This window comes from Bradyrhizobium sp. CCBAU 11386 (assembly GCF_028128955.1).
In the GTDB taxonomy this organism is placed as follows: domain Bacteria; phylum Pseudomonadota; class Alphaproteobacteria; order Rhizobiales; family Xanthobacteraceae; genus Bradyrhizobium.
In genome coordinates, this window is record NZ_LBKA01000239.1 from 41,254 (window position 1) to 64,735 (window position 23,482).

21 protein-coding genes are annotated in these 23,482 nt (G+C 66.0%); 10 read left to right on the forward strand and 11 right to left on the reverse strand.

Features of this window, described 5'->3' with window-relative positions; all coding sequences use genetic code 11:
- Positions 1 to 53: 53 nt before the first annotated feature.
- Positions 54 to 2,807, reverse strand: a complete 2,754-nt coding sequence (locus tag XI09_RS25925) for a beta strand repeat-containing protein (RefSeq protein WP_271569368.1) — start codon at positions 2,805 to 2,807, stop codon at positions 54 to 56.
- Between the two features lie 344 nt (positions 2,808 to 3,151).
- Here XI09_RS25925 and XI09_RS25930 point away from each other — a divergent pair, with 344 nt between their 5' ends.
- Positions 3,152 to 4,597 carry a hypothetical protein gene (locus XI09_RS25930; protein WP_271569369.1) on the forward strand — a complete coding sequence of 482 codons (1,446 nt, stop codon included), beginning with the start codon at positions 3,152 to 3,154 and terminating at the stop codon, positions 4,595 to 4,597.
- Between the two features lies 1 nt (position 4,598).
- On the opposite strand, the gene XI09_RS25935 is transcribed toward XI09_RS25930, so the two are convergent.
- From XI09_RS25935 to ku, 10 genes are all read right to left on the reverse strand, one after another.
- Positions 4,599 to 5,282 (reverse strand): class I SAM-dependent methyltransferase, encoded by a 684-nt coding sequence (locus XI09_RS25935; protein WP_271569370.1) that lies wholly within the window; start codon positions 5,280 to 5,282, stop codon positions 4,599 to 4,601.
- A gap of 8 nt (positions 5,283 to 5,290) precedes the next feature.
- On the reverse strand, positions 5,291 to 6,289 hold the full coding sequence (locus tag XI09_RS25940; protein WP_271569371.1) for a glycosyltransferase family 2 protein: 999 nt from the start codon (positions 6,287 to 6,289) through the stop codon (positions 5,291 to 5,293).
- Positions 6,290 to 6,483: 194 nt separating this feature from the next.
- Positions 6,484 to 8,046, reverse strand: a complete 1,563-nt coding sequence (locus XI09_RS25945) for a hypothetical protein (protein ID WP_271569372.1) — start codon at positions 8,044 to 8,046, stop codon at positions 6,484 to 6,486.
- Between the two features lie 251 nt (positions 8,047 to 8,297).
- Positions 8,298 to 9,896, reverse strand: coding sequence for an MBL fold metallo-hydrolase (locus XI09_RS25950; RefSeq protein WP_271569373.1), 1,599 nt, complete (start codon positions 9,894 to 9,896; stop codon positions 8,298 to 8,300).
- Positions 9,893 to 10,813 carry a ribose-phosphate pyrophosphokinase gene (locus tag XI09_RS25955; protein WP_271569374.1) on the reverse strand — a complete coding sequence of 307 codons (921 nt, stop codon included), beginning with the start codon at positions 10,811 to 10,813 and terminating at the stop codon, positions 9,893 to 9,895. Before XI09_RS25955 ends, XI09_RS25950 begins: the two co-directional genes overlap by 4 nt.
- Positions 10,810 to 12,351: a thymidine phosphorylase family protein gene (locus XI09_RS25960; RefSeq protein ID WP_271569375.1), complete on the reverse strand. Its 1,542-nt coding sequence runs from the start codon at positions 12,349 to 12,351 to the stop codon at positions 10,810 to 10,812. The genes XI09_RS25955 and XI09_RS25960 overlap by 4 nt, the downstream gene beginning before the upstream one ends.
- Positions 12,352 to 12,486: 135 nt before the next feature.
- Positions 12,487 to 12,651, reverse strand: a complete 165-nt coding sequence (locus XI09_RS25965) for a Flp family type IVb pilin (RefSeq protein WP_271569376.1) — start codon at positions 12,649 to 12,651, stop codon at positions 12,487 to 12,489.
- A gap of 190 nt (positions 12,652 to 12,841) precedes the next feature.
- Positions 12,842 to 13,024: a hypothetical protein gene (locus XI09_RS25970; protein ID WP_271569408.1), complete on the reverse strand. Its 183-nt coding sequence runs from the start codon at positions 13,022 to 13,024 to the stop codon at positions 12,842 to 12,844.
- A gap of 194 nt (positions 13,025 to 13,218) precedes the next feature.
- Positions 13,219 to 13,455, reverse strand: coding sequence for a hypothetical protein (locus tag XI09_RS25975; protein ID WP_271569377.1), 237 nt, complete (start codon positions 13,453 to 13,455; stop codon positions 13,219 to 13,221).
- Positions 13,456 to 13,513: 58 nt separating this feature from the next.
- Positions 13,514 to 14,497: a non-homologous end joining protein Ku gene (ku, locus tag XI09_RS25980; RefSeq protein WP_271569378.1), complete on the reverse strand. Its 984-nt coding sequence runs from the start codon at positions 14,495 to 14,497 to the stop codon at positions 13,514 to 13,516.
- 242 nt (positions 14,498 to 14,739) lie between these two features.
- Between ku and XI09_RS25985 the strand changes: the two genes are divergently transcribed.
- The 9 genes from XI09_RS25985 to XI09_RS26025 all read left to right on the forward strand — a co-directional run bounded on the left by XI09_RS25985 (position 14,740) and on the right by XI09_RS26025 (position 23,459).
- On the forward strand, positions 14,740 to 14,895 hold the full coding sequence (locus XI09_RS25985; RefSeq protein ID WP_165448146.1) for a hypothetical protein: 156 nt from the start codon (positions 14,740 to 14,742) through the stop codon (positions 14,893 to 14,895).
- 229 nt (positions 14,896 to 15,124) lie between these two features.
- Entirely contained in the window at positions 15,125 to 15,799 is a 675-nt protein-coding gene (locus tag XI09_RS25990; protein WP_011085905.1) for a response regulator transcription factor, read from the forward strand.
- Positions 15,800 to 15,893: 94 nt separating this feature from the next.
- Positions 15,894 to 17,270, forward strand: coding sequence for a sensor histidine kinase (locus XI09_RS25995; protein WP_092188950.1), 1,377 nt, complete (start codon positions 15,894 to 15,896; stop codon positions 17,268 to 17,270).
- 161 nt (positions 17,271 to 17,431) lie between these two features.
- Positions 17,432 to 18,835 carry a hypothetical protein gene (locus XI09_RS26000; protein ID WP_271569379.1) on the forward strand — a complete coding sequence of 468 codons (1,404 nt, stop codon included), beginning with the start codon at positions 17,432 to 17,434 and terminating at the stop codon, positions 18,833 to 18,835.
- 100 nt (positions 18,836 to 18,935) lie between these two features.
- A complete protein-coding gene (locus XI09_RS26005) occupies positions 18,936 to 19,205 on the forward strand; it encodes a hypothetical protein (protein WP_271569409.1) in 270 nt (89 codons plus the stop codon).
- A gap of 131 nt (positions 19,206 to 19,336) precedes the next feature.
- A complete protein-coding gene (ccmI, locus tag XI09_RS26010; protein WP_271569380.1) occupies positions 19,337 to 20,446 on the forward strand; it encodes a c-type cytochrome biogenesis protein CcmI in 1,110 nt (369 codons plus the stop codon).
- Between the two features lie 37 nt (positions 20,447 to 20,483).
- On the forward strand, positions 20,484 to 20,993 hold the full coding sequence (ccmE, locus tag XI09_RS26015) for a cytochrome c maturation protein CcmE (RefSeq protein ID WP_271569381.1): 510 nt from the start codon (positions 20,484 to 20,486) through the stop codon (positions 20,991 to 20,993).
- The gene (locus XI09_RS26020; protein WP_271569382.1) at positions 20,990 to 22,972 is read left to right on the forward strand and encodes a heme lyase CcmF/NrfE family subunit; all 1,983 of its coding nucleotides are present in this window, start codon (positions 20,990 to 20,992) and stop codon (positions 22,970 to 22,972) included. The genes ccmE and XI09_RS26020 overlap by 4 nt, the downstream gene beginning before the upstream one ends.
- 4 nt (positions 22,973 to 22,976) lie before the next feature.
- Entirely contained in the window at positions 22,977 to 23,459 is a 483-nt protein-coding gene (locus XI09_RS26025) for a cytochrome c-type biogenesis protein (protein ID WP_092188940.1), read from the forward strand.
- Positions 23,460 to 23,482: the final 23 nt, after the last annotated feature.

Consider the following 23,482-nt stretch of genomic DNA (forward strand, 5'->3'; position numbering starts at 1 on the left):
GCTACGCCCGACAGGCAAAACATACCATCGCCGGGCGACCGCGATCGTCGGCCTCAGATCAGCGTCCCCGAGTGGACGCTCGCATGGGCGAGCAACGACTGAATCACGATGTTGTCGCCGGGCCCTCCGTCCAGCACGTCGGTTCCGCCGCCACCGATCAGCACGTCGTCGCCGAGCCCGCCGAGCAGCGTATCGTTGCCCGCGCTGCCGATGAGCACGTCGTCGCCGGCGCCGCCGTCGAGAATGAGATGCGGCCCGCCGGGGCCGACGCCCGATGCCTCGATCACGTCGTCGCCGCCGAGGCCGTTGATGGTGATGGTGTCGTTGAAGTCGAAGTTCTCGATCACGATCTGGCTTGCGAGACCGTCAATCACCAGCGCGCCATTGCTGTTGAGCGAAAGCGAGATGACGTCGTCCCCGCCCGTGCCGTCGATCACGATCTTGTCGGCCGCGCCGTCGCCGCCTGCGGTGCCGGGAACGCCGCCGAGGTCGATCTTGACCTCCGTCACGTCGGTGCCGCTCATGTCGCCGACATTGATCGTGTCGGCGCCGCCGCGGGCATTGAACGCGATCGTCTCGACGCCGTGCGTGTCCATCGTGATCGAGGCGACGTCCCGCGTCAGCTCGGCACGCCCTCCATTCGCGAAGATGTTGATGGTTTCGGCGATGTTGGCACCGTTAAACAGCAGCGTGTCGGTGCCGCCCTGGCCCTCGATCGTGTCATTGTCGTCGCCCGGATTCCAGACGAAGGTGTCGTTGCCCGCGCCCATCAGCGCGACGTCGTTTCCGTCGCCGCCATTGATCAAGTCGTCGCCCTGACTGCCACGGATGGTGTCGTTGCCAAGTCCGCCGTTGATCGAGAGTTGCAGCACGCCGGCCGCAAGCCCGCTCGCATCGATCACGTCGTCGCCGCCGAGGCCATTGAGTGTCAGTTGATCGGTTGCGTCCATGGAGGCCAGGTTGGTGGCCGCGTGGAGGCCGAAGACCGTCACGCCGCCGGCATTGCCGGCGACGCCGAATGTGTCGGCACCCTGGGTCGCATCGACCGTGACGGTGTCGATGGCGCCGTCCGGCGTTCCGGCCGAACCGCCGAGGTCGATGTTCACCCGCGTCACATCCGTCCCGGTCAGGTCGCCCACCACGACATGGTCGGCGCCGCCCAGCGCGTGGATATCGACGTGCTCGACCCCGTGCAGGTCCATCGTGATGTTGCCGACGTCGCGCGTGAGCAGGGCGTGATCGCCGTTCGCCGTTATCGTGAGGTTCTCGGCGATGTTCGCACCGGCGAACCGCAGCGTGTCGTCACCGGCGCCGCCTTCGATGGTGTCGCTGCCATCGCCCGGATTCCACTGGAACACGTCGCGGCCGGCGCCGAGCTGCACGAGGTCGTCGCCGCGGCCGCCGACGGCGGAATCATTGCCGTCGCCGCCGATCAGCGTGTCGTTGCCGGCGCTGCCGACGATCGTGTCGTTGCCGGCGCCGCCGTCGATCGTCAGGTGCACGACCCCCGCGGCAAGCGCAGCCGCCGAGATCGTGTCGTTGCCGCCGAGGCCGTCGATGACGAGCGCATCGTTGGCGCCTTCCGCGTTGGTAATGGCGAGTGCGGCGGGCAATCCTGTGACCGAAACTGACGTGCCCGAGCCGGACACCTGGATCGTATCGGCTGCGCGCGTGCCCTCGAGCGTCACCGTATCAGCCGCACCGTCGCCGGTCCCGGCCGATCCGAGATCGACATTGACCTGCTTGACATCGGTTCCCGCCAGGTTGCTGACGACGATGTTGTCGCTGCCGCCGCGCGCATTGATCGTGATGGTCTCGATGCCGTTCAGGTCCATCGTGATGTTGCCGACATCGCGGGTCAGCAGCGTGCGTCCGCCATTTGCTGCGGAAACAACCATGTTCTCGCCGATGTTCGAGCCGTTGAACAGCAGGGTGTCTGATCCGGCCTGTCCTTCGACCTTGTCGCTGCCGTCGCCCGGGTCCCACTGGAAGGTATCGTTGCCGGCGCCCAGCAGGGCGGTGTCGTTGCCCTGGTTGCCGTCGATGAAATCGTTGCCGTCGCCGCCCAGCAGGCGGTCCGCACCATTGCCGCCGAGGATCGTGTCATTGCCGGCGCCGCCGTCGATCGTCAGATTGATGAGCGCGGCGAGATTGCCGGTGGCGGTGATGACATCGTCGCCGCCATTGGCATTGACCACGAGATTCTCGGTGGTGCCGATGTCCAGCGAGAACGGCGCGGGGTCGACGCGGTCGAAGCGCACGCGCGTGCCATTGGCCGTGATGGCAAAGACCTCGCCGCCGTTGCCGCCGTTCACCTCGGCGGTGTCGATGCCTTCGCCGCCTTCCATCAGGTCGCTGTCGTCGCCGGGGTTCCAGATCATGCGGTCGTTACCGGCCTCACCGAACATCTGGTCGTTGCCGTCGCCGCCGATCAGCACGTCATTGCCGGAGCCGCCGAACAGCAGATCGTTGCCGCCTTTGCCGAGCAGCGTGTCGTTGCCGGACTGCCCGAACAGCATGTCGCCGCCGGACCCGCCGGTCAGCGTATCGTTGCCGGCGCCGCCAAACAGATTCGCCGCAGGCATCGCGCCGTTGCTCTCGTCGATCGTGATGGTGTCGTTGCCGTCCTGGCCGAAGGCCTGGATCAACTTGGTGTTGGCGACCGTCGCGGGTCCGCCTTTGATCGCGACCGCGCCGCCGTTGACGACGATCGTTCCGGCCGCATTGCGGCCCAACGCGATTGTGTTGTTCTGGCCGTTGCCAAAGGTGGTGAGAATTCCGGCGGAAAAATTTGCTGTGACAGCCATGTGCGCTTCTCGCTCGCGTCATCGTCAGAACAGACCGTATGGCAGGATCATGACGCGTTTCGCGATGCCACCGGGGGTGAACGGCAAACGACAACGGCTGTAGGCCGAGATGCCAGTTCCAGCTTGGTGGAATCCTTCGGAAGGGCTTTTGTTTGTCTTGAGAACAGCTTGATTTTCCGGAGAGCCGCCGCATTGCCGGCCGATGGATCTTCGCGGCCGGAAGGATGCGTTCGCCCAGCGTCAAGAACATGGTTCACAAACGGTAACCGGTCCGCCTCGCGCCGGGCCAGGCGCGGTGAACGTCGAAGAAGAATTTAACGCTTGGGCCTTAACTTGCGCTCGCCATGAGTGAGCAGGTCGTGCACAGCGAGGTCCAACCGTTTTCGGCGCGTGCAGCGCTCCCCTGGCTGGTGGGCCTCGGCGTCTATGCCGTGCTGCTGATTCTTGGACAGCGGCTGCTCAATGATCCCGACAGCTATTCTCACATCAAGGTCGGGCGCTGGATCATGGCGCATGGCGCCCTGCCGGCGAGCGACCCTTTTTCCTTTTCGATGCACGGCGCGCCCTGGATCACCTTCGAATGGCTCTCGGAGATCGTGTACGCCGCGGTCTACGCGCTGTCCGGCTGGCCAGGCGTCCTCGTCGTCGCCGCGGCGGCGATCGCGCTCGCCTTTGGCCTGCTGACGTTCTTCCTGCTGCGCGAGCTTTCGCCAGCCCTGACGCTGCTCATGGTGATCGCGGCCGTCATCTTGTCGGCGCCGCATATGCTGGCGCGGCCACACGTGCTCGTGCTGCCGGTGATGGTGACTTGGGCGGCCGCCCTGGTGCGCTGCATGGATCGTGGGGGGCCTCCGCCCTACTGGGCCCTGCCGCTGCTGGTGCTGTGGGCCAATCTGCACGGCAGCGTGGTGCTGGCGCTTGGGCTGATCGGCCCGGCGGTGCTCGAGGCGCTGCTGCGTGAGGAGCGAAGCGAATGGTCGCGCGTGCTGTTGCGGTGGCTGCCATTCTCGGCGCTCGCACTTGCGGCGTCCTGCCTGACGCCCTACGGGCCGGAACCGCTGCTGATGCCGCTGACGACACTCGGCCTCGGCCCCGCGCTCGCCTGGATCGCCGAATGGCGGCCGCAGGATTTCAGCCGCGTCGGCGGCTTCGAGTTGCTGCTGCTGGGTGGTATTCTTGCGCTCTCGCGCGGCGTGACGCTGCCGCTCGTGCGGGCCCTGGTGGTGATCGGCTTGCTCCATTTCGCGCTGGCGCAGATACGCAATGCGGATCTGCTGGCCATGCTGGCGCCGCTCTACCTGGCGGCTCCGCTGGGTCGGAAGTTCGGCGGACCGACCGGGGACGATGCGGCCGGCTCGTCGCGCGGCCTGAATCTGGCTGCGTTCGCTATGTTGATCGCGGTGAGCGGGGCGGCCCTCGCGCGTGACATCCGGCCGGCTCCGATCATCACCCCTCAGGCCGCCATCGCTCAGGCCGACCTCGCCAGGACGGGGCCCGTGCTCAACGATTATTCCTTCGGCGGCTATTTGATCTTCGCCGGCATTCCCACCTTTATCGATGGTCGCGGCGAACTGTACGGGGGACCGTTCATCGACCGCTACAACCGCGCCGTAGCGCTGGTCGACCTCGGAGATTTTCTCAAGTTGCTCGATGAATACAAGATCGGCGCGACGCTGCTCGCACCGCGGACGCCGGCGGTCGCGATGCTCGACCGGCTGCCCCAGTGGCAGCGCGTCTACAGCGACGATGTGGCGGTCGTGCACAAGCGGCGAGATACGCCGCAGAGATAAGTCAAGCGGTCCCGAAGGCCGCGTATTGGCCTCCGAGCGACACGCCGCTCAGGGCACCTTCCAGGCGCCGCGCCGGCTTGGTGTCCCAGGGGAGCAGCAGGAAATGGCGCGCGCCGATCTCGCGTAAACCGTCCGCAGCCATCAACTTTCGGGTGGTGCCGGCGCTGAGCAAGACGGCGTCCCGGTCGAACTCACAGCGCGCCACGGCAAGGCGTGTCAGCGGGTTGTACGGATTGTGCTCGATCACGCAGACGAGCCCCCCGGGGCGCGTCACTCGCCGCATCTCGGCGATGAACTGCGCCCATTCGGTTGGCACGATATGGTGCATCACGCAGATGGCCGTGACCAGATCGAAGCTGGCGTCGTCGAAAGGAAAGGTGCGGCCGTCGAACTCACGGTAGTCGACGCCGCGGTTGTCGGCGCGAGCCTGCGCCAGGCTGGCCGAAGAAACGTCGATACCGCTCAAGCGGCCGACCATGCCGTGCAGCAGGGGATGAAGGCTGCCGACACCGCAGCCGACGTCCAGCATTTCGGGCTGCTCCGCGTCCAGCCGCTGCGCGATCAGATCGCGCAGGAGATCGGCCTTGGCGCGCATGAAGAAATGATGCGGCAAGCCAGAAAAGTCGATCGATGATTGGACGACGTCACGGTAGTTGTCGTGGTAACCGTCAAAGAGTTCGGTCATGCGCGGGGTCACTCGTTGACGGCGTGGATCGCGGGCGCCGCGGCTGCCGCCTCGCTGCGATCGAAGCCGGCCCGCGTCTGCACCACGTAGAGCGGGCGGCGTTTCACCTCGGCATGGATGCGGCCGACATAAAGCCCCACGATGCCCGTCATCAGCATGTTGATTCCGCACAGCAGGGACACGACGACGATCGTCGAGGACCAGCCGGTGACGAGATGACTGTCTTTGCTGAGCCACAGCAGGATCACCCAGCCGCCGTAGAGGAGTGCGAGTCCCGAGACCGCCAATCCGCACCAGATGGCAAGCCGCAAGGGCAGATCCGAAAAGCCAAGCGCGGCGTTCATCGCGAGCCGCACCATCTTGAACAGCGGGTATTTGGTTTCGCCCGCTGCGCGCTCGAGACGATGGAAGGTGACCTCGGTCTGCCGGAAGCCGAGCCAGGCGATCATGCCGCGGACGAAGCGGTCCCGCTCCGGCATCTGCCGAAGTGCGTCGAGCACCTTGCGGTCGATCAGGCGGAAATCGCCGACATCGGCGGGGATGCCGACAGAGGACATCCTGCCGAGAAGCCGGTAGAAGAGGTGCGCGGTCGCACGCTTGAATCGGCTTTCGCCGTCGCGCGACAGGCGGCGGGCGTGGACGATGTCGTTGCCTTCCTTCCATTTTGCGATCAATTGCTCGATCACTTCGGGCGGATCCTGCAGATCGGCATCCATGACGATGATCGCTTCACCTTGCGCGGCGTCCATGCCGGCGGTGATGGCGATCTGATGGCCGAAATTTCGCGACAAGCCGATATAGCGAAAGCGCGGGTCGCGCGTGGCGAGCGCCCGCAGCACGATCGAGCTGGAATCGCTGCTGCCGTCGTCGACGAAGATCGCTTCCGCGGGCCCGTCGAGCCGGGACAATACCAGGTCGAGCCGGCGCAGCAGGATCGGCAGCACGGCTTCCTCGTTGAACACGGGGATGACGAGGCTGTAGCGGATCGATTTGAAACTGGCCGCCATGCGAGAGGGTCCAACTCGGTTGCAGGGGCGGAAGTCTAATCGCAGGTGGTTAAGGTCGCCTTGCCACAACTGTTAAGGATCTAGGGCTCCGGGGCGATGCGGCAGGGGCGGACGGCCCGAGGGCGGCTGGGAGCCGGGAGAGAGAGCGGAATGGTGAGGCCCGATTAACCACGCTTTGCAACTGTGGCTTCGCTCTAGGACCTGCGGCGGATCTTGTAGAGAACAAATCGTTCCGAGGTGTCCAGCTCGTCCAGCAGATCCGGCAGCGGGTTAGGCGCGGGCGGTCCAAGCACATAGAGATAGTCGAAATCCTGGTACCAGGTGCGGACGAACAGCGGAACGTCCGCCCGCGGCCGGCCTGTCGCAATCGCCGTCAGCAGGCCTGACGGCACCGGCCCTCCGTAGGGAATGGCAAGACGGCGCACGGCCTCGCGTGGCCGCACCGGCTGCTTGCCCGCTTCCGTGAATAAATTGGGCACGAAGGCGTTGGCATAGTGCACGGCCAGCGTCGGCGCATAGAACATTGGGTAGGACGTGAGGTCGGCGAAGGGCGGGTCTCCATGATCGCCCGTGCTGCCAACGAGGACGCGTGAGCCGCGATCGATCTTTTCGAACGACCTGATGATGGCCGCATAGTCGGCGCGGTAAGGCAGCCACACCGCGAGGACCACGGCGAGGTTGATCAGGATGATGCCGCTGATCGCAGCGAGCGCAGCCATTCTCCAGGCACGGTTGGGCAGGGACAGCGAGCAGAAGGCCGGCAGGATCAGAGCCGCGGCGGGAATCACGCGGAGGTCGACAAACGAGGTTCCGAACAGCTTCGAGGGAATGACGAGGTACAGGAGCGCAAAGCCGATCGCGAGCCAGATTCCGGCCGGCTCGAGCTTGAGCACGCCGCGTCTTGCGGCGAAAAGCAACGAGATTATCAGCGCCAGCCCGGTCATTGCCGATAGCGTCAAATTGTAGCCGTTCATGATGCGCAACGGCCAGATCGGCTTGAAGCCGAGGAACCAGCTCGTACCTTCGCTTCCGATCGAGCCTGCAGTCATGTGCATGATCCCGAACAGGACGAGCGCCGGTATGGCCAGCGCGCCAAGCCGCGCGGCCGCGACCCGGTACGATATTCCGTGATGGCGGATGCGCCAGAGCTCGTAAAGGCCCAGCGTCGCGCCGTAGATGCCGAGGGAAAAGAAATGCGCCGCATACAGCGCAGCGACGAAGACCGTGTTGACGACGAAGCGCCGTGGCCATGGGCCTTCTGCCAGCATCAGATAGACGGCGATGCCCCAGAGGGTGAGGCCCAGCCCGAACTCGAAATTCACGAAGCCCCAGCTGAACGGCAGGCAGTAGAGGAAGGCGAGCGCCGCAAAGCCGGCGAGATGGACACGTCCCTTGCGGGCCCATTCGAGCAGAAGCGCGCCCCCTACGATCAACAATTGGCTCAGGAGCAGAAACAGCCGTGTGGCGTTTTCGACGCTCATCAGCCGCGCCATCTGCGGGACCAGCAGGTCCATTCCAAGGTTGGGATAGAATGCCCAGGCCACCTCGTAATGCGGATTGGCGTTGGGAGTGCCGCTCTGGCTCAAAATATACATGCGGGCGAGGTGATTGGGATAATCGACCATCGCGGGAATAGGGGTCAGCAGCACCGGAAGAAACGAGACGGCCGCCAGCATTGCAAGAACGGCGATCGTCACCGATCGGTCCGAGCCAAGACGAGCCCGGATCGTCAAGGTCGGCCTGTCGGAAGATGCCATGTGATCGGGCCGCTGGGGTTCGAGCCTGCGCTCTGCAAAGGTGCAATTGCACGACACAACGTGCATAACGCGAACATCGTAAAGATCAAACGTCACGCAGCAGCTGGGCGCCGTTGCCGTATGCACAGCGCTAATGAAAAGGAAATTCCGCGATGTTCGTGTCGTTGCATTAACGGAGGCTCAATTCTACCGCGCACGCGACGATACGGCCATGGCAACCAGGGCCGGCGGTCGGATGCGCCACTGCCGCGCTACCGCCCATTTTCCTGCAACGCGCGCCGCAGCCTGCGGATGATGACGCCGCGGGCGCGGTCGTCGGCGGCGGCTGCGACCTTGTCGCTGATGTCGAGCATCAGCTCCGACATCTCGTTGTGCCAGTCGAGGCGGGTCACGGCCTCGGGCGTCAGCCGGCGGCGATGGTCGACGTCGAGCACGCGCGGCTCGGGCGCCTCGAGCTCGTAGATATCGTCGAGCACCGGCTGATAGATCTTCGCGGCCGGAAGGATGCGTTCGCCCAGCCGTTCGGCAAGACCGGCGATCGCATCCTGCTCGCCGTGGGTGAGGAACAGGCCTCGGGTGATCGGGCGGCGCGCCGCGATCCAGCCGGCGATGCCGGCGGCGTCGGCATGTCCGGAATATTCGTCGATCATCCGGATGCGTGCTGCGACCCTGATTTCCTCACCCTGGATCCGCACGGCCTTGGCGCCGTCCTGGAGGAAGCGGCCGAGCGTGCCGTGCGCCTGGAAGCCGGAGAGGAGCACGGTCGCGCGCTCGTTCCACAGCCAGCGCTTGAGGTGATGGCGGATGCGGCCCGCGTCGCACATTCCGCTGGCGGCGATGATGATGTGAAAGCCGCTCAGCCGCATGATCGCCTTGCTCTCGGCAACCGTCTCGGTGAATTTGAGATGCGGCGAGTCGAGGAGGCGATCGACGTCGACGCCGGGATCGAGGCTCGCGGCATGCTGGCGGAAGACTTCGGTCGCATGGATCGCGAGCGGGGAATCCAGGAAGATCGGCGCCGCCGGAACTTCGCCTCGCTCCATCAGGTGGACGATGTCGACGATCAGCTCCTGGGTCCGCTCGACCGCGAAGGCGGGGATGAGCAGGGCGCCCTTGGCCGCGGCGGCATCGCGGATCTCGCTTGCGAGATGCTGCCGGCGTTGCTCGGGCGTGGTGGCGGCCCGCACGCGGTCGCCATAGGTGGACTCGCAGATGACGTAGTCGAGGTCCACCGGCGCCTGGGGATCGGGCTGGAGCAGTTTTGCTTCCGGCCCGACGTCGCCCGAGAGCAGGACGCCCAACGGGCGTTCCCGGCCGTCCTGGTCGAATTCCAGCTCGATCGAGGCGGAGCCGAGCAGGTGGCCGGCATTCCAGTAGCGCGCGCGAACGCCGGGGATCACGTCGGTCCAGTGCTCGTAGTCGACCGGGCGGAACGATTGCAGCGATGTGGTCGCGTCGGCCTGCGTGTAGATCGGCGCGACCTCCGTCCGCCGGCGCGCCGCGTTGCGCCGGTTGAGCTGCGCGACCTCCGACTCCTGGATGCTGCCGGCGTCCGGCAGCATCCAGGAGCAGAGGTCGATGGTGCCGCGCGTCGCCAGGATCGGTCCGTCAAAACCCTCGCGCACGAGCTTCGGCAGCAATCCGCTGTGGTCGATATGGGCGTGCGTCAGCAGCACCGCCTGGATGTCGGCGGGGCGGAAGGGAAAGGCGCCGTAATTGAGTGCCTTGAGCGTCTTCTGCCCCTGGAACAGGCCGCAATCGACCAGGAAGCGCCCGGTCGCGGTCTGGAACAGGTAGCTCGAGCCGGTCACGGTGCGGGCGGCGCCGCAGAATCGAACAGTCACGCTCATGTCGTCGTCTCCGGCGGAAGTGTCGGGTTGAGCTCGCGTTTGAGGGCAGCGGCCAGAATTTCGTCGAGCGCGATCGCGTTGGTCGGATGTGGCACGCTGTCGCTCGAGCGAATGGAGCGGATGCCTGCATCGGCGAATGCGGCGATCATCGCGGGTGGAAACAGCGCGTGCGTCACGACGGAATCGACGGCGCTTGCGCCCGCCGCCTTCAACGTCCTTGCCGCGACCATCAGCGTCGTCCCGGAGGAGACGATATCATCGACCATCAGCGCCGGCCGACCCGCGAGCAGGGCGGCATCGGCAAAGTCGATCTCGACGGAGCGATCGCCGCGCCGGATCTTTCGCGCGACCGTGTGCCGCAAGTCCAGCCGCCCCGCGAGGTCTCTCACCCAGGGCTCGGATTCGGCATCGGGGCCGATCACGACGGTTGCCGGATCGATGCCGGCCACGACAAGCGCGTTCGCGATCGCCGGCATCGCGGACAGGTTCTCCGCCTCGATGCCGGGAAATACGGCGGCGATGTCGCTGGTGCGATGCAGATGCGCATCCACGGTGATGACGCGGTCCACGATCGTCGCAACGAGGCCGCCCATGGCGCGCTGGCTGATGGCCTCGCCCGCATGGAACGCAATGTCCTGCCGCATGTAGCAGAGATAGGGCGCGACCAGCACCAGCCGCTTCGCTCCGCCGCGTCGCAGCGCCTCTGCGGCGAACAGCAGGGCGATCAGCTTGTCGTTGGGTTGGTCGAGCGCGGCATAGAGGATGGTGGTGTCGGCTGCCGGCGCGATCGTGACGCGCACCTCGCTATCCGGGAAGCGGTGCAGGGTCATCTCGTCGCAGGCAAGCCCAAGCCGCGCCGCGAGACGCTTCGCCGCCTCGGTGCCGAACGGCAGGGTCTGGAACGCGATCGTGCTCACGACGCTGTCTTGCCCGGGAGCGCGTCGTGACCATCGACGGCGTAACCGTTCTCCGCTGCGGCGGCGGAGGCAACGAGATCATGCTCGGGCCGGTCGAAGGCGTAGACGCGGTAGAGCGGCTCGCCCTGCTCGACGTGGTCGCCGATCTTCTTGAACAGGCGGATGCCGGCGCCCTTGTCGAGCGGCGCGCCGGCGGTGCGGGCGAGCCGGTTCAGCCGCAGACAGTCGATCGCGGACACCGTGCCGTCGTGCGCCGCCTTGACGTCGAAGCTGAGCGATCCCAGTTCGGTGCTGCATGTCGACGGGCCCTGGGCGTCGATGATCTTCTGCATCTGCTTCAGCGCCGCGCCGCTCTCGAGCAGTTCGCGCGCCCGCGCATAGCCGGCGCCGCCGCGCAGCTTCGGATCGTATTCCAGCAGATGGGCGGCGAGCCGCAGCGACTTCTCGCGCAGGTCGCGCGGCGCATCCTTATCGTTGCCGAGCACCGCCATCACGTCGTTGGCCTCGAGCACCGGCCCGATGCCGTTGCCGATCGGCTGGCGGCCGTCGGTCGTGATCACTTCGACCGTGCGGCCGAACCGGTCGCCGACGAATTCGAACAGCTTGCGCAGCCGCATCGCCTCGACGGCGCCGGTGACCTTCGCGGTCGGCCCGACCGGGATGTCGATCAGCAGATGCGTCGAGCCCGCCGCGATCTTCTTGGACATGATGGAGGCGACCATCTGCTCGCGGGTATCGAGGCTCAGCGGGCGCTCGACCGAGATCAGGACGTCGTCGGCCGGCGACAGGTTCACGTGGCCGCCCCAGATCAGGCAGCCGTTGCAGGCCGAGACGATCGCCTTCATCTCCTCGACGCCGACATTCACCCGCGCCAGAACCTCCATCGTGTCGGCGGTGCCGGCGGGCGAGGTGATGGCGCGCGAGGAGGTCTTGGGGATCGGCAGGCCATGCGCGGCGACGATCGGCACCACCACCATCGAGGTGCGATTGCCGGGAATGCCGCCGATGCAGTGCTTGTCGACGACGACCGGGTCCGGCCATACCAGCTGCGTGCCGGCCTGGGCCATCGCCCCGGTGAGGGCCAGGAGCTCGTCGCTGGTGATGAAGCTCGCCGAGCCGATCAGGAAGGCGGCGATCTCCATGTCGGAGTAGCGATAATGCGCGAGGTCGTTGATGATCGCGCCGATCTCCGCCTGGCTCAAGGTTCGCCCGCGGATCTTCGCGCGCACCGCTTCAAGGCTCTCCGGCGGCGAAGCGGGCGTCACCGAGACCAGCGTGCCGACCGGTTCGGCGAAACGGCGGAATGCGGGCTCGGAGAGGCCGATCTCGTCCTGGGCCGCCAAGGTGTCGTCGTCCGTGATCAGCAGCGTCGCCAGCAGCACCTTGCCATTGAGACGGAGCTCGACGCGGCTGAAGCCGCGAAAGATCTCCGCGCGCAGCGCCTTCGATTGACCGGAGATGACGACGACGTTCTCGCGGCCGGTATCGAGGCGAACGCGGCGGATCTTCAGTTGGGAGTGCGGGAGGTCTGGGTGCATGGACGGGCCGGCAGGGAGGAAGCTCGGCCTCCATGCTGAGCCATCGCGCTCCTGGTGCTGTTGACCCAGATCATGGTCTGCCACGCCGGCAGGTCTGCGCGCCGTCGCAGGTCACCTCGGACCGGGGTATGCCGCCTATTTCGTGGCCGCGTCGATCGAGTTGAACTTGTTATTCAGGAGCGCGCTGCCCGTGTTGTTCACGACCGTGACGATCACGAGCGCGATGCCGGCGGCAATCAGGCAATACTCGATAGCGGTAGCGGCGCGTTCATCGGCAAGAAATGACCTGAGCAATGCCATCGTCAACTCCCGTTCATCCGTCCAACATAGGCTGGCGCCGTTTTCGGAATGGTAAATTGATTCACTAACTTTCGCAGGGCGCGCGTCAAATTGCAGGCGGGGGCGGACCGCGACCTCAGGCCTTATATGCTGGCATTTATTGACTTAAGGTTTCGTCACCCAATTCGGGTGGATTTGACGGCGTCGTCGCTCAGGACTTGATCGCGCGTCCAGGTGCGGCCTTGCCGGGGCGTCTCAGGGCCGCTGCGAGGCGCCCGACCAGATAGCTCATGACGCGCGGCTGTGACCGCGCCGCGCTGTCTGCGAGGCGCTTGTCCTCGGTCGTGTCGTTCACGAGGCCGATGTAGTTCTTTCTGGCGTCCTGCTGCTGCACCGCGTGCAAACCCTGGTTCGATCGACGGCGCGACCTTGTGGTACGCAACGGGAATCGACGGTTAATTTTGTCTTCCGTAGGATTACTTGGTGCCTCGCGGGCGGGCGCAGAAAGCGATGGCGCCGCTTAACGGATTGTTGAGGCTATGTCTCAGCAGGGCAAAGGCTGCAAGGCGACGCCGCGCCGGGTGAGGCTTACTTGCGACCGATGTCCGCGTTCAGCGCCCGCAACATCGCGATGCGGGCGAACATCATCCAGCCGCCGCCCGTCTCGGCCGCGTGGATCAGGGTCTCGATCGCGGTCTGCCAGTGGCTCGCGTGCTGCGCGTCCTCGGGCAGCTGCATGATGTGATCGGCCGCCTGTTGCAGCGTCCGCAGCTGGCGCCCGTTGCGCAACGAGATCGGATCGTCGAACGCCGCCGACCAGGGCATGTCAGGCCGGCCGACCGGCGAGGGGAGACATCACGGCGCGATCGTAAGCTGCGTGCCGCTAACCGGCCTTCTTCGCCCGCGCCGGCGCGCGCACCGGCTTGTCGGCCTTCTTCGAGGCTTCCTTGGGGGCCGTTTTCGCCGCGGCCTCCTTGCCGCCCTTGCCTGATATCGGCAGCAGCATCTCGCGCTGGCCTTCGACGCGCTTCTTCGGCTTCTTGCCCTTGACGGTCTCCTTGGCGACCTTCGCCACTGGAGCTGCGTCCTTCTCGCTCGCGAGGCTCTTCTTCAGCGCGTCCATCAGGTTGATGACGTTGCCGCCGCTCTTCGGCGCCGCCTTCGCCGTGATCGGCGCGCCCGAGCGCTTCTTGTTGATGAGATCGATCAGCGCGGCCTCGTAATGGTCCTCGAACAGCTCGGGCTCGAACGCGCCGGACTTCTTCTCGACGATGTGCTTTGCAAGGTCGAGCATGTCCTTCGTCAGCTTCACGTCCTGGATCTCGTCGAAATATTCCTTCTCGCTGCGGACCTCGTAGGGGTAGCGCAGCAGCGTGCCCATCAGGCCGCTCTCGAGCGGCTCCAGCGCGATGATGTGCTCGCGGTTGGTCAGCACCACGCGGCCGATCGCGACCTTGTCCATGCTGCGGATGGTCTCGCGGATCACCGCAAATGCGTCGTGGCCAACCTTGCCGTCGGGCACGAGATAGTAGGGGCGGATCAGATAGCGGTTGTCGATGTCGGCCTTCGGCACGAACTCGTCGATATCGATCGTGTGCGTGGAGTCGAGCGCGATGTCATCGAGCTCGTCCTTGGTGACCTCGATATAGGTGTCGGTGTCGACCTTGTAGCCCTTGACGATGTCCTCGGAGGTCACCTCGTCACCGGTCTCGGCGTCGACCTTGAGGTACTTGATCCGGTGGCCGGTCTTGCGGTTGATCTGGTTGAAGGAGACCTTCTCGGTATCCGAAGTGGCCGGATAGAGCGCGACCGGGCAGGTCACGAGCGACAAACGCAAAAAACCCTTCCAATTGGCGCGGGGGGCCATGGGCTACTCCAAACGCAACGGGGACCGACTTATGAGGATACCATCGGGGAACACCGAATCATACACGGCTCGGTGCGGAATCTTGCAACTGCGTTAACCGGCCGCCCCGCGTGCGATTGCTGCCCGAGCCCACGGCAAGAGCCGGAACATCGTATCGGATCGGGCGTTGGCTCAGGACACAGGGCCGTGAGGAGGTTGCGGTCATCGGAGGCGAGACGCAGAGATTAGAGATTGAGGGCATCATGGCAACCACGCGAGACCAGCATCAGATCGTCGAAACTGCAACCGAGGCGCGCCAGGGCGAACCCGGGCCGTCGGTGGCCGCGCTGCTCGCCATCTCGACCGGGCTCGCGATCCTGATCCTCGCTGTCATCTGGTTCGTATTCTTCCGGACCTGACGGCCGGATCCGAACGTCCCGGGCCTTCCGACTCGCCGCGTAACGCGGCACATTGCGCCCGCCATGCCGCCGGCTCGTCCGGCGGCCTGGCGGGCGCAGTCGCGTCGGCGCGCGACAGGGCGTATATGACCAAAAAGTAACGCGGCCGGTTCCCCGCGTTCATATTCAGTTCACGCCGGAATTGCTCATCTGAGGCCGTCATTCATGCGGCCCATCTTTGGAGAGAAGCGTGCGCCTGCTCGTTGTTGAGGACGACCCCGATCTCAATCGCCAGCTCACCAAGGCGCTGACGGACGCCGGCTATGTCGTCGACCGCGCCTTCGACGGGGAGGAGGGGCACTATCTCGGCGACAACGAGCCGTACGATGCCGTCGTGCTCGACATCGGCCTGCCGAAGAAGGACGGCATCTCGGTGCTGGAGGCCTGGCGCCGCAACGGCCGCACCATGCCGGTCCTGATCCTGACCGCGCGCGACCGCTGGAGCGACAAGGTCCAGGGCTTCGACGCCGGCGCCGACGACTACGTCGCAAAGCCGTTCCATCTGGAGGAAGTGCTGGCCCGCATCCGCGCGCTGCTGCGCCGCTCCACCGGTCATGCCCAGAGCGAACTCAGCTGCGGCCCGGTCACGCTCGACACCAGGACCGGCCGGGTCAGCGTCTCCGGCAATCCCGTCAAGATGACCTCGCACGAATATCGGCTTCTGGCCTACCTGATGCACCATTCCGGGCGCGTCGTTTCCCGCACCGAGCTGGTCGAGCATCTCTACGACCAGGACTTCGACCGCGACTCCAACACCATCGAGGTCTTCGTCGGCCGCATCCGCAAGAAGCTCGACGTCGACATCATCCAGACCGTCCGTGGCCTCGGCTATCTCCTGACCCCGCCGCCCGCTCCGGGCGCTTGACGCCTTCTCGGGCTTGACGGGCGGCCGAACAGGGGCCTTGGTCCGGTCATGACGTCCGACGCCCTTCCATCCTGCGCCTCCCGGGATCGTTCCGATGGCCGCTAGCTCGCTTGCGAACCGCCTGTTCCTGTCGGCGACGGCGTGGCTCGTGGTGATCCTGGCCATCACCGGCGTGGTGCTGTCGTCGGTCTACAAGAACGCGACCGAGCGCGCCTTCGACCGCCGGCTCAATCTCTATCTCCGCACGCTGATCGCGGAGGTCGCGACCCCGGACGAGCCGCCGGACCGCCAGTTCCAGTCGCTCGGCGAGCCCCTGTTCGAGCTGCCGCTGTCCGGCTGGTATTGGCAGATCACGCGCACCGACACCGAAAAGCCCGAGGTGCGCTCCTCGCGCTCGCTCTGGGACAAGAAGCTGCCGAAGCTGGAGGAGCAGGGCGCCGAGCTCACCGCCGCCGGCATCCGGCTCGGCTATGTCGACGGTCCCGAGGGGCAGAACCTGCGGATGGTGGAACGGCCGGTCGATCTCGGCGCCGACGGCAAATATCTGGTCAGCGTCGCCGGCGACGACACCGAGATTTTCGACGAGACGCGCAGCTTCGACTACTATCTCGGCGGCACCTTCACCGCGCTCGGCATCGTGCTGCTCCTGACCACGGTGTTCCAGGTCCGCTTCGGCCTCGCGCCGCTCAAGCGCATCTCGGAGTCGATCGCCGACATCCGCTCCGGGCGGGCGGAGCGCCTCGAGGGCGAATTCCCGGTCGAGATCGCGCCGCTCGCGCGCGAGACCAACGCGCTGATCGACGCCAATCGCGAGATCGTCGAGCGCGCGCGCACCCATGTCGGCAATCTCGCCCATGCGATCAAGACGCCGCTTTCGGTCATCGTCAACGAGGCCGGCGTACACGCCGCCGATCCGTTCGCGGCCAAGGTGATGGAGCAGGCGGACGTGATGCGCGACCAGGTCGCCCATCACCTGGAGCGGGCGCGCATCGCCGCGCGCGTTTCGGTCGTCGCGACCGTGACGGAGGTGGCGCCCGCCATCGAGGCGCTGCGGCGGACGATGGAGAAGATCCACCGCGACCGCGGCATCATGGTCGAGGCCAAGGCCGATCCGTCGGCAAAATTTCGGGGCGAGCGGCAGGATCTTGAGGAGATGGTCGGCAATCTCGTCGACAATGCCTGCAAATGGGCGGCCTCCCGGGTCTTCATCGAGGTGTTGGTGGAAGCGCCGCACCAGGCAGGCGCGGGTCCGCGCCTGCGGATCATCGTCGATGACGATGGCCGCGGCCTGTCGGAGGCGGAGCGCACCCAGGTCTCCCGGCGTGGCCAGCGGCTCGACGAGTCCAAGCCCGGCTCGGGGCTCGGGCTCTCCATCGTGGTCGACCTTGCCGCGCTCTATGGCGGCAGCCTCTCCCTCGGCGGCGCGCCGATTGGCGGCTTGCGGGCCGAGTTGGTTCTCCCCGGAATATAATCCTTTGTTCCAACAGGATTTTTTCGCTCCGGAACCGCCGATCCGCAAGCAAACGGGAGGATTCGAGCCAACGTCCTCAACGGCTTCTTAAGGCGCAGCCTCCTATGATCGCGCCCGGACGCATCCCATGTCCGCCACTTTACCGTGCATTACCCGGGCGCATGAGCCAGACATCGATCGAGCGGCTGAGGGAATATCTTGCGCAGCTCCCGCCGCAGTCGCAGGCGCTGCTGATGCGGGAGTTCGAGCGCGCGCTCGAACGCGGCCAGGACACGGCTGTGGCGACCCTCGTGCTCGAGCAGCTGCGCAAGATCGTCCGCAAGACGGAAGCCGACGAAACCCCGCCACCGCGCACGGACGACCTGTCGCGGCTCCTGTTCCAGGTGCTGGAACCGTTCCTCGTCGAGGCGGGCGCTCCGATCCGGGTCGGACAGATCCGCCGCTCCTCGCTGCATCCGATCTGGCAATGGCTCGGCCGTGACGGCGCTCCGGACAAGGTGAATGAATTCGAGGCGACGCTGGCGCGCATGCCGGCTGCCGACAGTGCGGGGCAGGTCGAAGCGCTCGCCCAGAAGCTCCAGGCGGTGGCCGCGGACGCCATCTTCCAGCTGACGGGGCCGGGCGGCGGCGACAAGTCGCGCGCGCTGGCCCGTGTCGGCCCGCCCAACGTGATCGAGGACCTCTATTCGGTTGGGGCGGTGCTCCAGGTCCGGGACGCCATCGCCACCCTGAACGAGAAGCTGCCGCGCTTCCTGCGCGCCTTCGGCGACTCCCAGATTGCCTCGGTGACGTCGGCGCTCAACATCCCCGTCCTCCAGACCCCGCAGATGCTGCCCTTCGCGCTGTCGATCGTCGTGCAGCGCATGACCGCGCCGTGGCAGATCATCCGCCTCGCCATCAAGATTGCCGCATCCGACGACGAGATCCGTGTGGCGGCAACGCCCTATGGCGTCGCCGTCACGATCGCCCTGCACGATCTGTCCTGCGTGGCCGCGATCCTGCGCATGGACATCAAGCGCGGCCATTTCGACAACGTCGCCGACAATCTCAAGGCGTTGCATGACGGCGTGCGCGGCCTGCGCACCGAGCTCGACCTGCGCAACGATTCCGCCTGGGGCAAGCAGCTGACCTCGATCCGGGCCGATATCTCCAATGCGCTGCAATCCGAGATCGACAGCGTTCCCGGCCGCGTTCGCCGCATCCTGCGCCAGCGCCCCGAGAAGGACATTCCGCCGGGCGCGCGGATCGACAGCACCGAGGTGGAGGAAACCGCGGCGCTGATCGATTTCGTCGCGACCTGCCGCAACTACGCCAGCGAGCTCGCGATCAACGAGGTGACGCTGCGCACCTATTCCGACCTGCAGCAATATGTCGAGCGCTCGACCGAGCAGCTGGTGCAGTCGCTGCGCGCCGCCGATCTCAAGGTCCGCACCTATCGGCAGCAGCAGGTGCAGGCCGCGATTCGCTTCTGCCAGGTACTGTTCGGCGATGATTACGCGTCGCTGATGAGCCGCGCCGCGGAGAACGCACTCACGGGCGAGCGCAAATCGTCGCGCGCAAGCTGATTCAGTCGCATATTTTTCTGATCACAATTTGTAGTTGACGCTGCCGGTGACGGGCCCTACGGTCCCGGTGCAAGTCCGGGGAATTTCTATTTGTGGGCGCATGAAACCCGTTATCAGCTCCATCGAAATCGACAACCGCGTCATTGTTGCCAAATATCAAAGACTGATGGTCGGCGCGAAGGTGGTGCTGGTCGAGAAGGCAAGCGGTCGGCAACTGCCTGAGACGGTCACCAGGGTTGCATCTCCGGTTCCGGTCGGAGCGTTGCGCATCAGATTGCCTGACGTCATCGAGCCGGGAACATACTTCCTGAAGGCCTTCAACGGTCACGGCGAGGACGCCGCTCGGAGTGTGGACTTCGAGATCGGCTAACCCGTTGGATTTCCGCCGTTTCGGGGCTGTGGCCGGTCGCGCCGAATTGACAATTGTCAATTGCCGCATCGTCCGGCCGTGGTGTAAAGCCACCTATGGGCGCGGGTGGCGCGCTGCCGGAAGCTTGCCAGATGACGCTATGGTTCGTGTTCGCGCTGATGACGGTCGCGGCGATTTTCGCCGTGCTCTGGCCGCTCGGCCGCAGCGCGCGCGTGCAAAATCAGGGCAGCGAGGTCGCGGTCTACAAGGACCAGTTGACCGAGATCGAGCGTGACCTTGCCTCGGGACTGATCGCTGCGCCTGAAGCCGAGGCTGCGCGTGTCGAGATCAGCCGCAGGCTGCTCGCTGCCGCCAGCAGCGAGCCCGTGTCGGAGCCGACATCGAGCCTGAAATGGCGCCGCACGGCAGCCGTACTGGCGCTTGTCGGTCTGCCGCTCGTTGCGATCGGCGTCTACATGCCGCTCGGCTCACCCCGGCTTCAGGACTTTCCGCTGGCGCAGCGGGAGCGCGGGTCCGGTTCCGGCATGGCGCGATCGCTGGAGAACCTCGTCGTGCAGGTCGAGCAACATCTGGAAAAGAATCCGACCGACGGACGCGGCTGGAACGTGCTCGCGCCGGTGCTGGAGCGGCTCGGCCGGTTCGACGATGCGGTGCGGGCCTATCGCAACTCGCTCACCTACAATGGTGAGAGCCCGGAGCGCAGATCCGATCTCGGCGAAGCAATCTCGGCCGCTGCGGGCGGCGTGGTGACGGCCGAGGCCAAGACCGAGTTCGAGCGCGCGCATGCCCTGAACGCGGACGATCCCAAGGCGAACTACTTCCTCGGTCTCGCCGCCGAGCAGGACGGCCGCAAGGACGATGCCGCCACCATCTGGCGCGCGCTGCTGGCCAAGGCTCCGGCGGATGCGCCGTGGCGGCCCTTGGTGCAGTCCTCGCTGGCGCGGGTCGGCGGCGGCACGATGCCGGCACTGTCGGACGAGACCATTGCAGCTTCCAAGGACATGAGCGAGGGCGATCGCGGCGCCATGGTCCGCGGCATGGTCGAACGTCTGGCGACGCGCTTGAAGCAGAACGGCGACGATGTCGAGGGCTGGTTGCGCCTGGTGCGCGCTTATCTCGTGATGGGCGATCGCGACAAGGCGGTCGGCGCATCGAGCGATGCCCGTCAAGCGGTCGCCAAGGATGGCGAACGGCTCCGCCAGCTCAACGAAGGCCTCAAAACTCTCGGGCTCGACGGATGACGATGTCAGGACGAGACCAGCGGAGAACGGATACGCCATGACCCGCAAGCAGCGACGCATGACCATCATCGGCGGCTCGCTCGCCGTGCTCGCGCTCGCCGCCGCGCTGGTGCTCAACGCACTTCGCGACTCCATCGTGTTCTTCTCGACACCGACCATGGTCGCCGAGAAGCACGTCCAGGCCGGCAGGCGGTTTCGCCTCGGCGGCCTGGTGCAGCCGGGCTCGCTCCAGCGCGGCGACAATCTCGTGGTGAGCTTCGAGGTCGCCGACGGCAACGCCAAGCTGCCGGTCGCCTACAAGGGCATCCTGCCCGACCTGTTCCGCGAAGGGCAGGGCGTTGTCGCCGAAGGCGCGCTCGATGCCAACGGCGTGTTCAAGGCCGACACCGTGCTTGCCAAGCACGACGAGACCTACATGCCCAAGGACGTCGCAGATGCCCTGAAGAAGCAGGGGCACTGGAAGGACGATTACGGCGGCAAGGCTTCTGATGGCGTCAAGCCTGCGGCCACGACAGCGCAGGGCAACCCGCAAGGAGCGGTGCGGTGATCGCGGAATCCGGGCATTACGCGCTGGTGCTGGCGCTCGGGCTGGCGCTGATCCAATCCATCGTGCCGCTGATCGGCGCGCGGCTGCGCGACGATGCGCTGATGAACGTGGCGCGCTCCACCGCACTGGCACAGTTGCTGTTCGTCGGCGCCTCGTTCGTGGCGCTGGTGATGCTGCATGTGAATTCGGATTTCTCCGTCGCCAACGTCTACGAGAATTCGCATTCGATGAAGCCGCTGCTCTACAAGATCACCGGCGTGTGGGGAAACCATGAAGGCTCGATGCTGCTGTGGGTGTCGATCCTGGCGCTGTTCGGCGGATTGGTCGCGGCGTTCGGCAACAACCTTCCGCTGTCGCTGCGCGCGCATGTGCTCGCCGTGCAGGCCTGGATCGCCAGCGCCTTCTATCTCTTCATCCTGGTGACCTCGAACCCGTTCCTGCGTATCGCCAGCCCGCCGATCGAGGGACGCGATCTCAATCCCGTGCTGCAGGACATCGGTCTCGCCGTGCATCCGCCGATGCTCTATCTCGGCTATGTCGGCTTCTCGATCTCGTTCTCCTTTGCCATCGCGGCGCTGATGGAGGGACGGATCGACGCCGCCTGGGCGCGGTGGGTGCGGCCGTGGACGCTGGTTGCCTGGATCTTCCTGACGCTCGGCATCGCGATGGGCTCCTACTGGGCCTATTACGAGCTCGGCTGGGGCGGCTGGTGGTTCTGGGATCCGGTCGAGAACGCCTCGCTGATGCCGTGGCTTGCCGGGACGGCGCTGCTGCATTCGGCGCTGGTGATGGAGAAGCGCAACGCGCTGAAGGTCTGGACCATCCTGTTGTCGATCCTGACCTTCTCGCTGTCGCTGCTCGGCACCTTCCTGGTGCGGTCCGGCGTCATCACCTCCGTGCATGCCTTCGCCACCGATCCGACCCGCGGCGTGTTCATTCTGCTGATCCTCTGCCTGTTCATCGGCGGCAGCCTGTCGCTGTTCGCAGGCCGCGCGACATCATTGAAGCAGGGCGGCCTGTTCGCGCCGATCTCGCGCGAGGGCGCGCTGGTGCTGAACAATCTGCTGCTGACCGTCGCCTGCGCGGTCGTGCTGTTCGGCACGCTCTATCCGCTGGCGATGGAGATGCTCGCCGACTTCAAGATGTCGGTCGGTGCGCCGTTCTACAACCTCACCTTTGCTCCGCTGTTTACCCTGTTGCTGCTCGCCGTGCCGTTCGGGCCGATGCTGGCGTGGAAGCGCGGCGATCTGCTCGGCGTCACCCAGCGCCTGCTCGCGGCTGGCGTTGCCGGGCTCGTCGTCACCGCGATCGTCTGGGCCTGGACGCGTGGTGGCAGCGCGCTCGCGCCGCTCGCGATCGGGCTTGGCGTCTTCGTCATCGCCGGCGCCGTCACCGATCTGGTCGAGCGGACGGGCCTGGTCCGTCTGCCGTTCGCAACGGTGCTGCACCGGGCGCGCGGCCTGCCACGCTCGGCCTGGGGCGCGGCGTTGGCGCATGCCGGCCTCGGCGTCGCGCTGATCGGGATCGTGTGCGAGACCACCTGGAACAGCGAATATATCGCGACGATGAAGCAGAGCGACGTCGCCCATGTCGCCGGCTACGACGTCAAGCTCGACGGGTTGTTTCAGCGTCAGGGCCCGAATTACCGCGAGATGATCGCCGAGTTCAACGTCAGCCGCGACGGTGAGACGCTGAGCGTCATGACGCCGTCCAAGCGCAGCTTCACCACCCGCGGCTCCTCCACCACGGAAGCCGCGCTGCTGACCCGCGGTGCGAGCCAGCTCTACATCTCGCTGGGCGATGCCAACGCCGAGGGCGCGATTGCCGTGCGCATCTATCACAAGCCGCTGGTGCTGCTGATCTGGTGGGGTCCGGTGCTGATGGCCTTCGGCGGCGTGCTGTCGCTGTCCGACCGCCGCCTGCGGGTCGGCGCGCCAAAACCGGCGCGGGCCAAGCCGCGCCTGCAACCGGCGGAGTGATCCGATGCGCCGGATGATGGCCGCGTTCGTCGCGCTTGCGCTGCTGGCTTCGCCTGCGGTGCATGCGGTGCAGCCCGACGAGATCATGTCGGATCCGGCGAAGGAGACGCGCGCGCGCGACTTGTCGCGCGAGCTGCGCTGCATGGTCTGCCAGAACCAGTCGATCGACGATTCCGATGCGCCGCTGGCGCGCGACCTGCGGCTCCTGGTGCGCGAGCGCATCGCGGCCGGCGACAGCAACTCGCAGGTGCTCGACTTCCTGGTCGCGCGCTATGGCGAGTTCGTGCTGCTCAAGCCGCGCTTCGAGCGGCAGACCATGCTGCTGTGGCTGCTCGGGCCGCTGCTGCTGATGGGCGGCGGCCTGGCGCTGTGGCTGCAAATCCGGCGTCGCTCGCGGAGCGGTGCAGACGTACCGGCGCCGCCGCTCACGCCCGATGAAGAGGCGAGGCTCGCGGCATTGATGTCGGACGAGGCCAAATCCTCCTAGCTGCTTCGAGTCGTCCCGGCTAC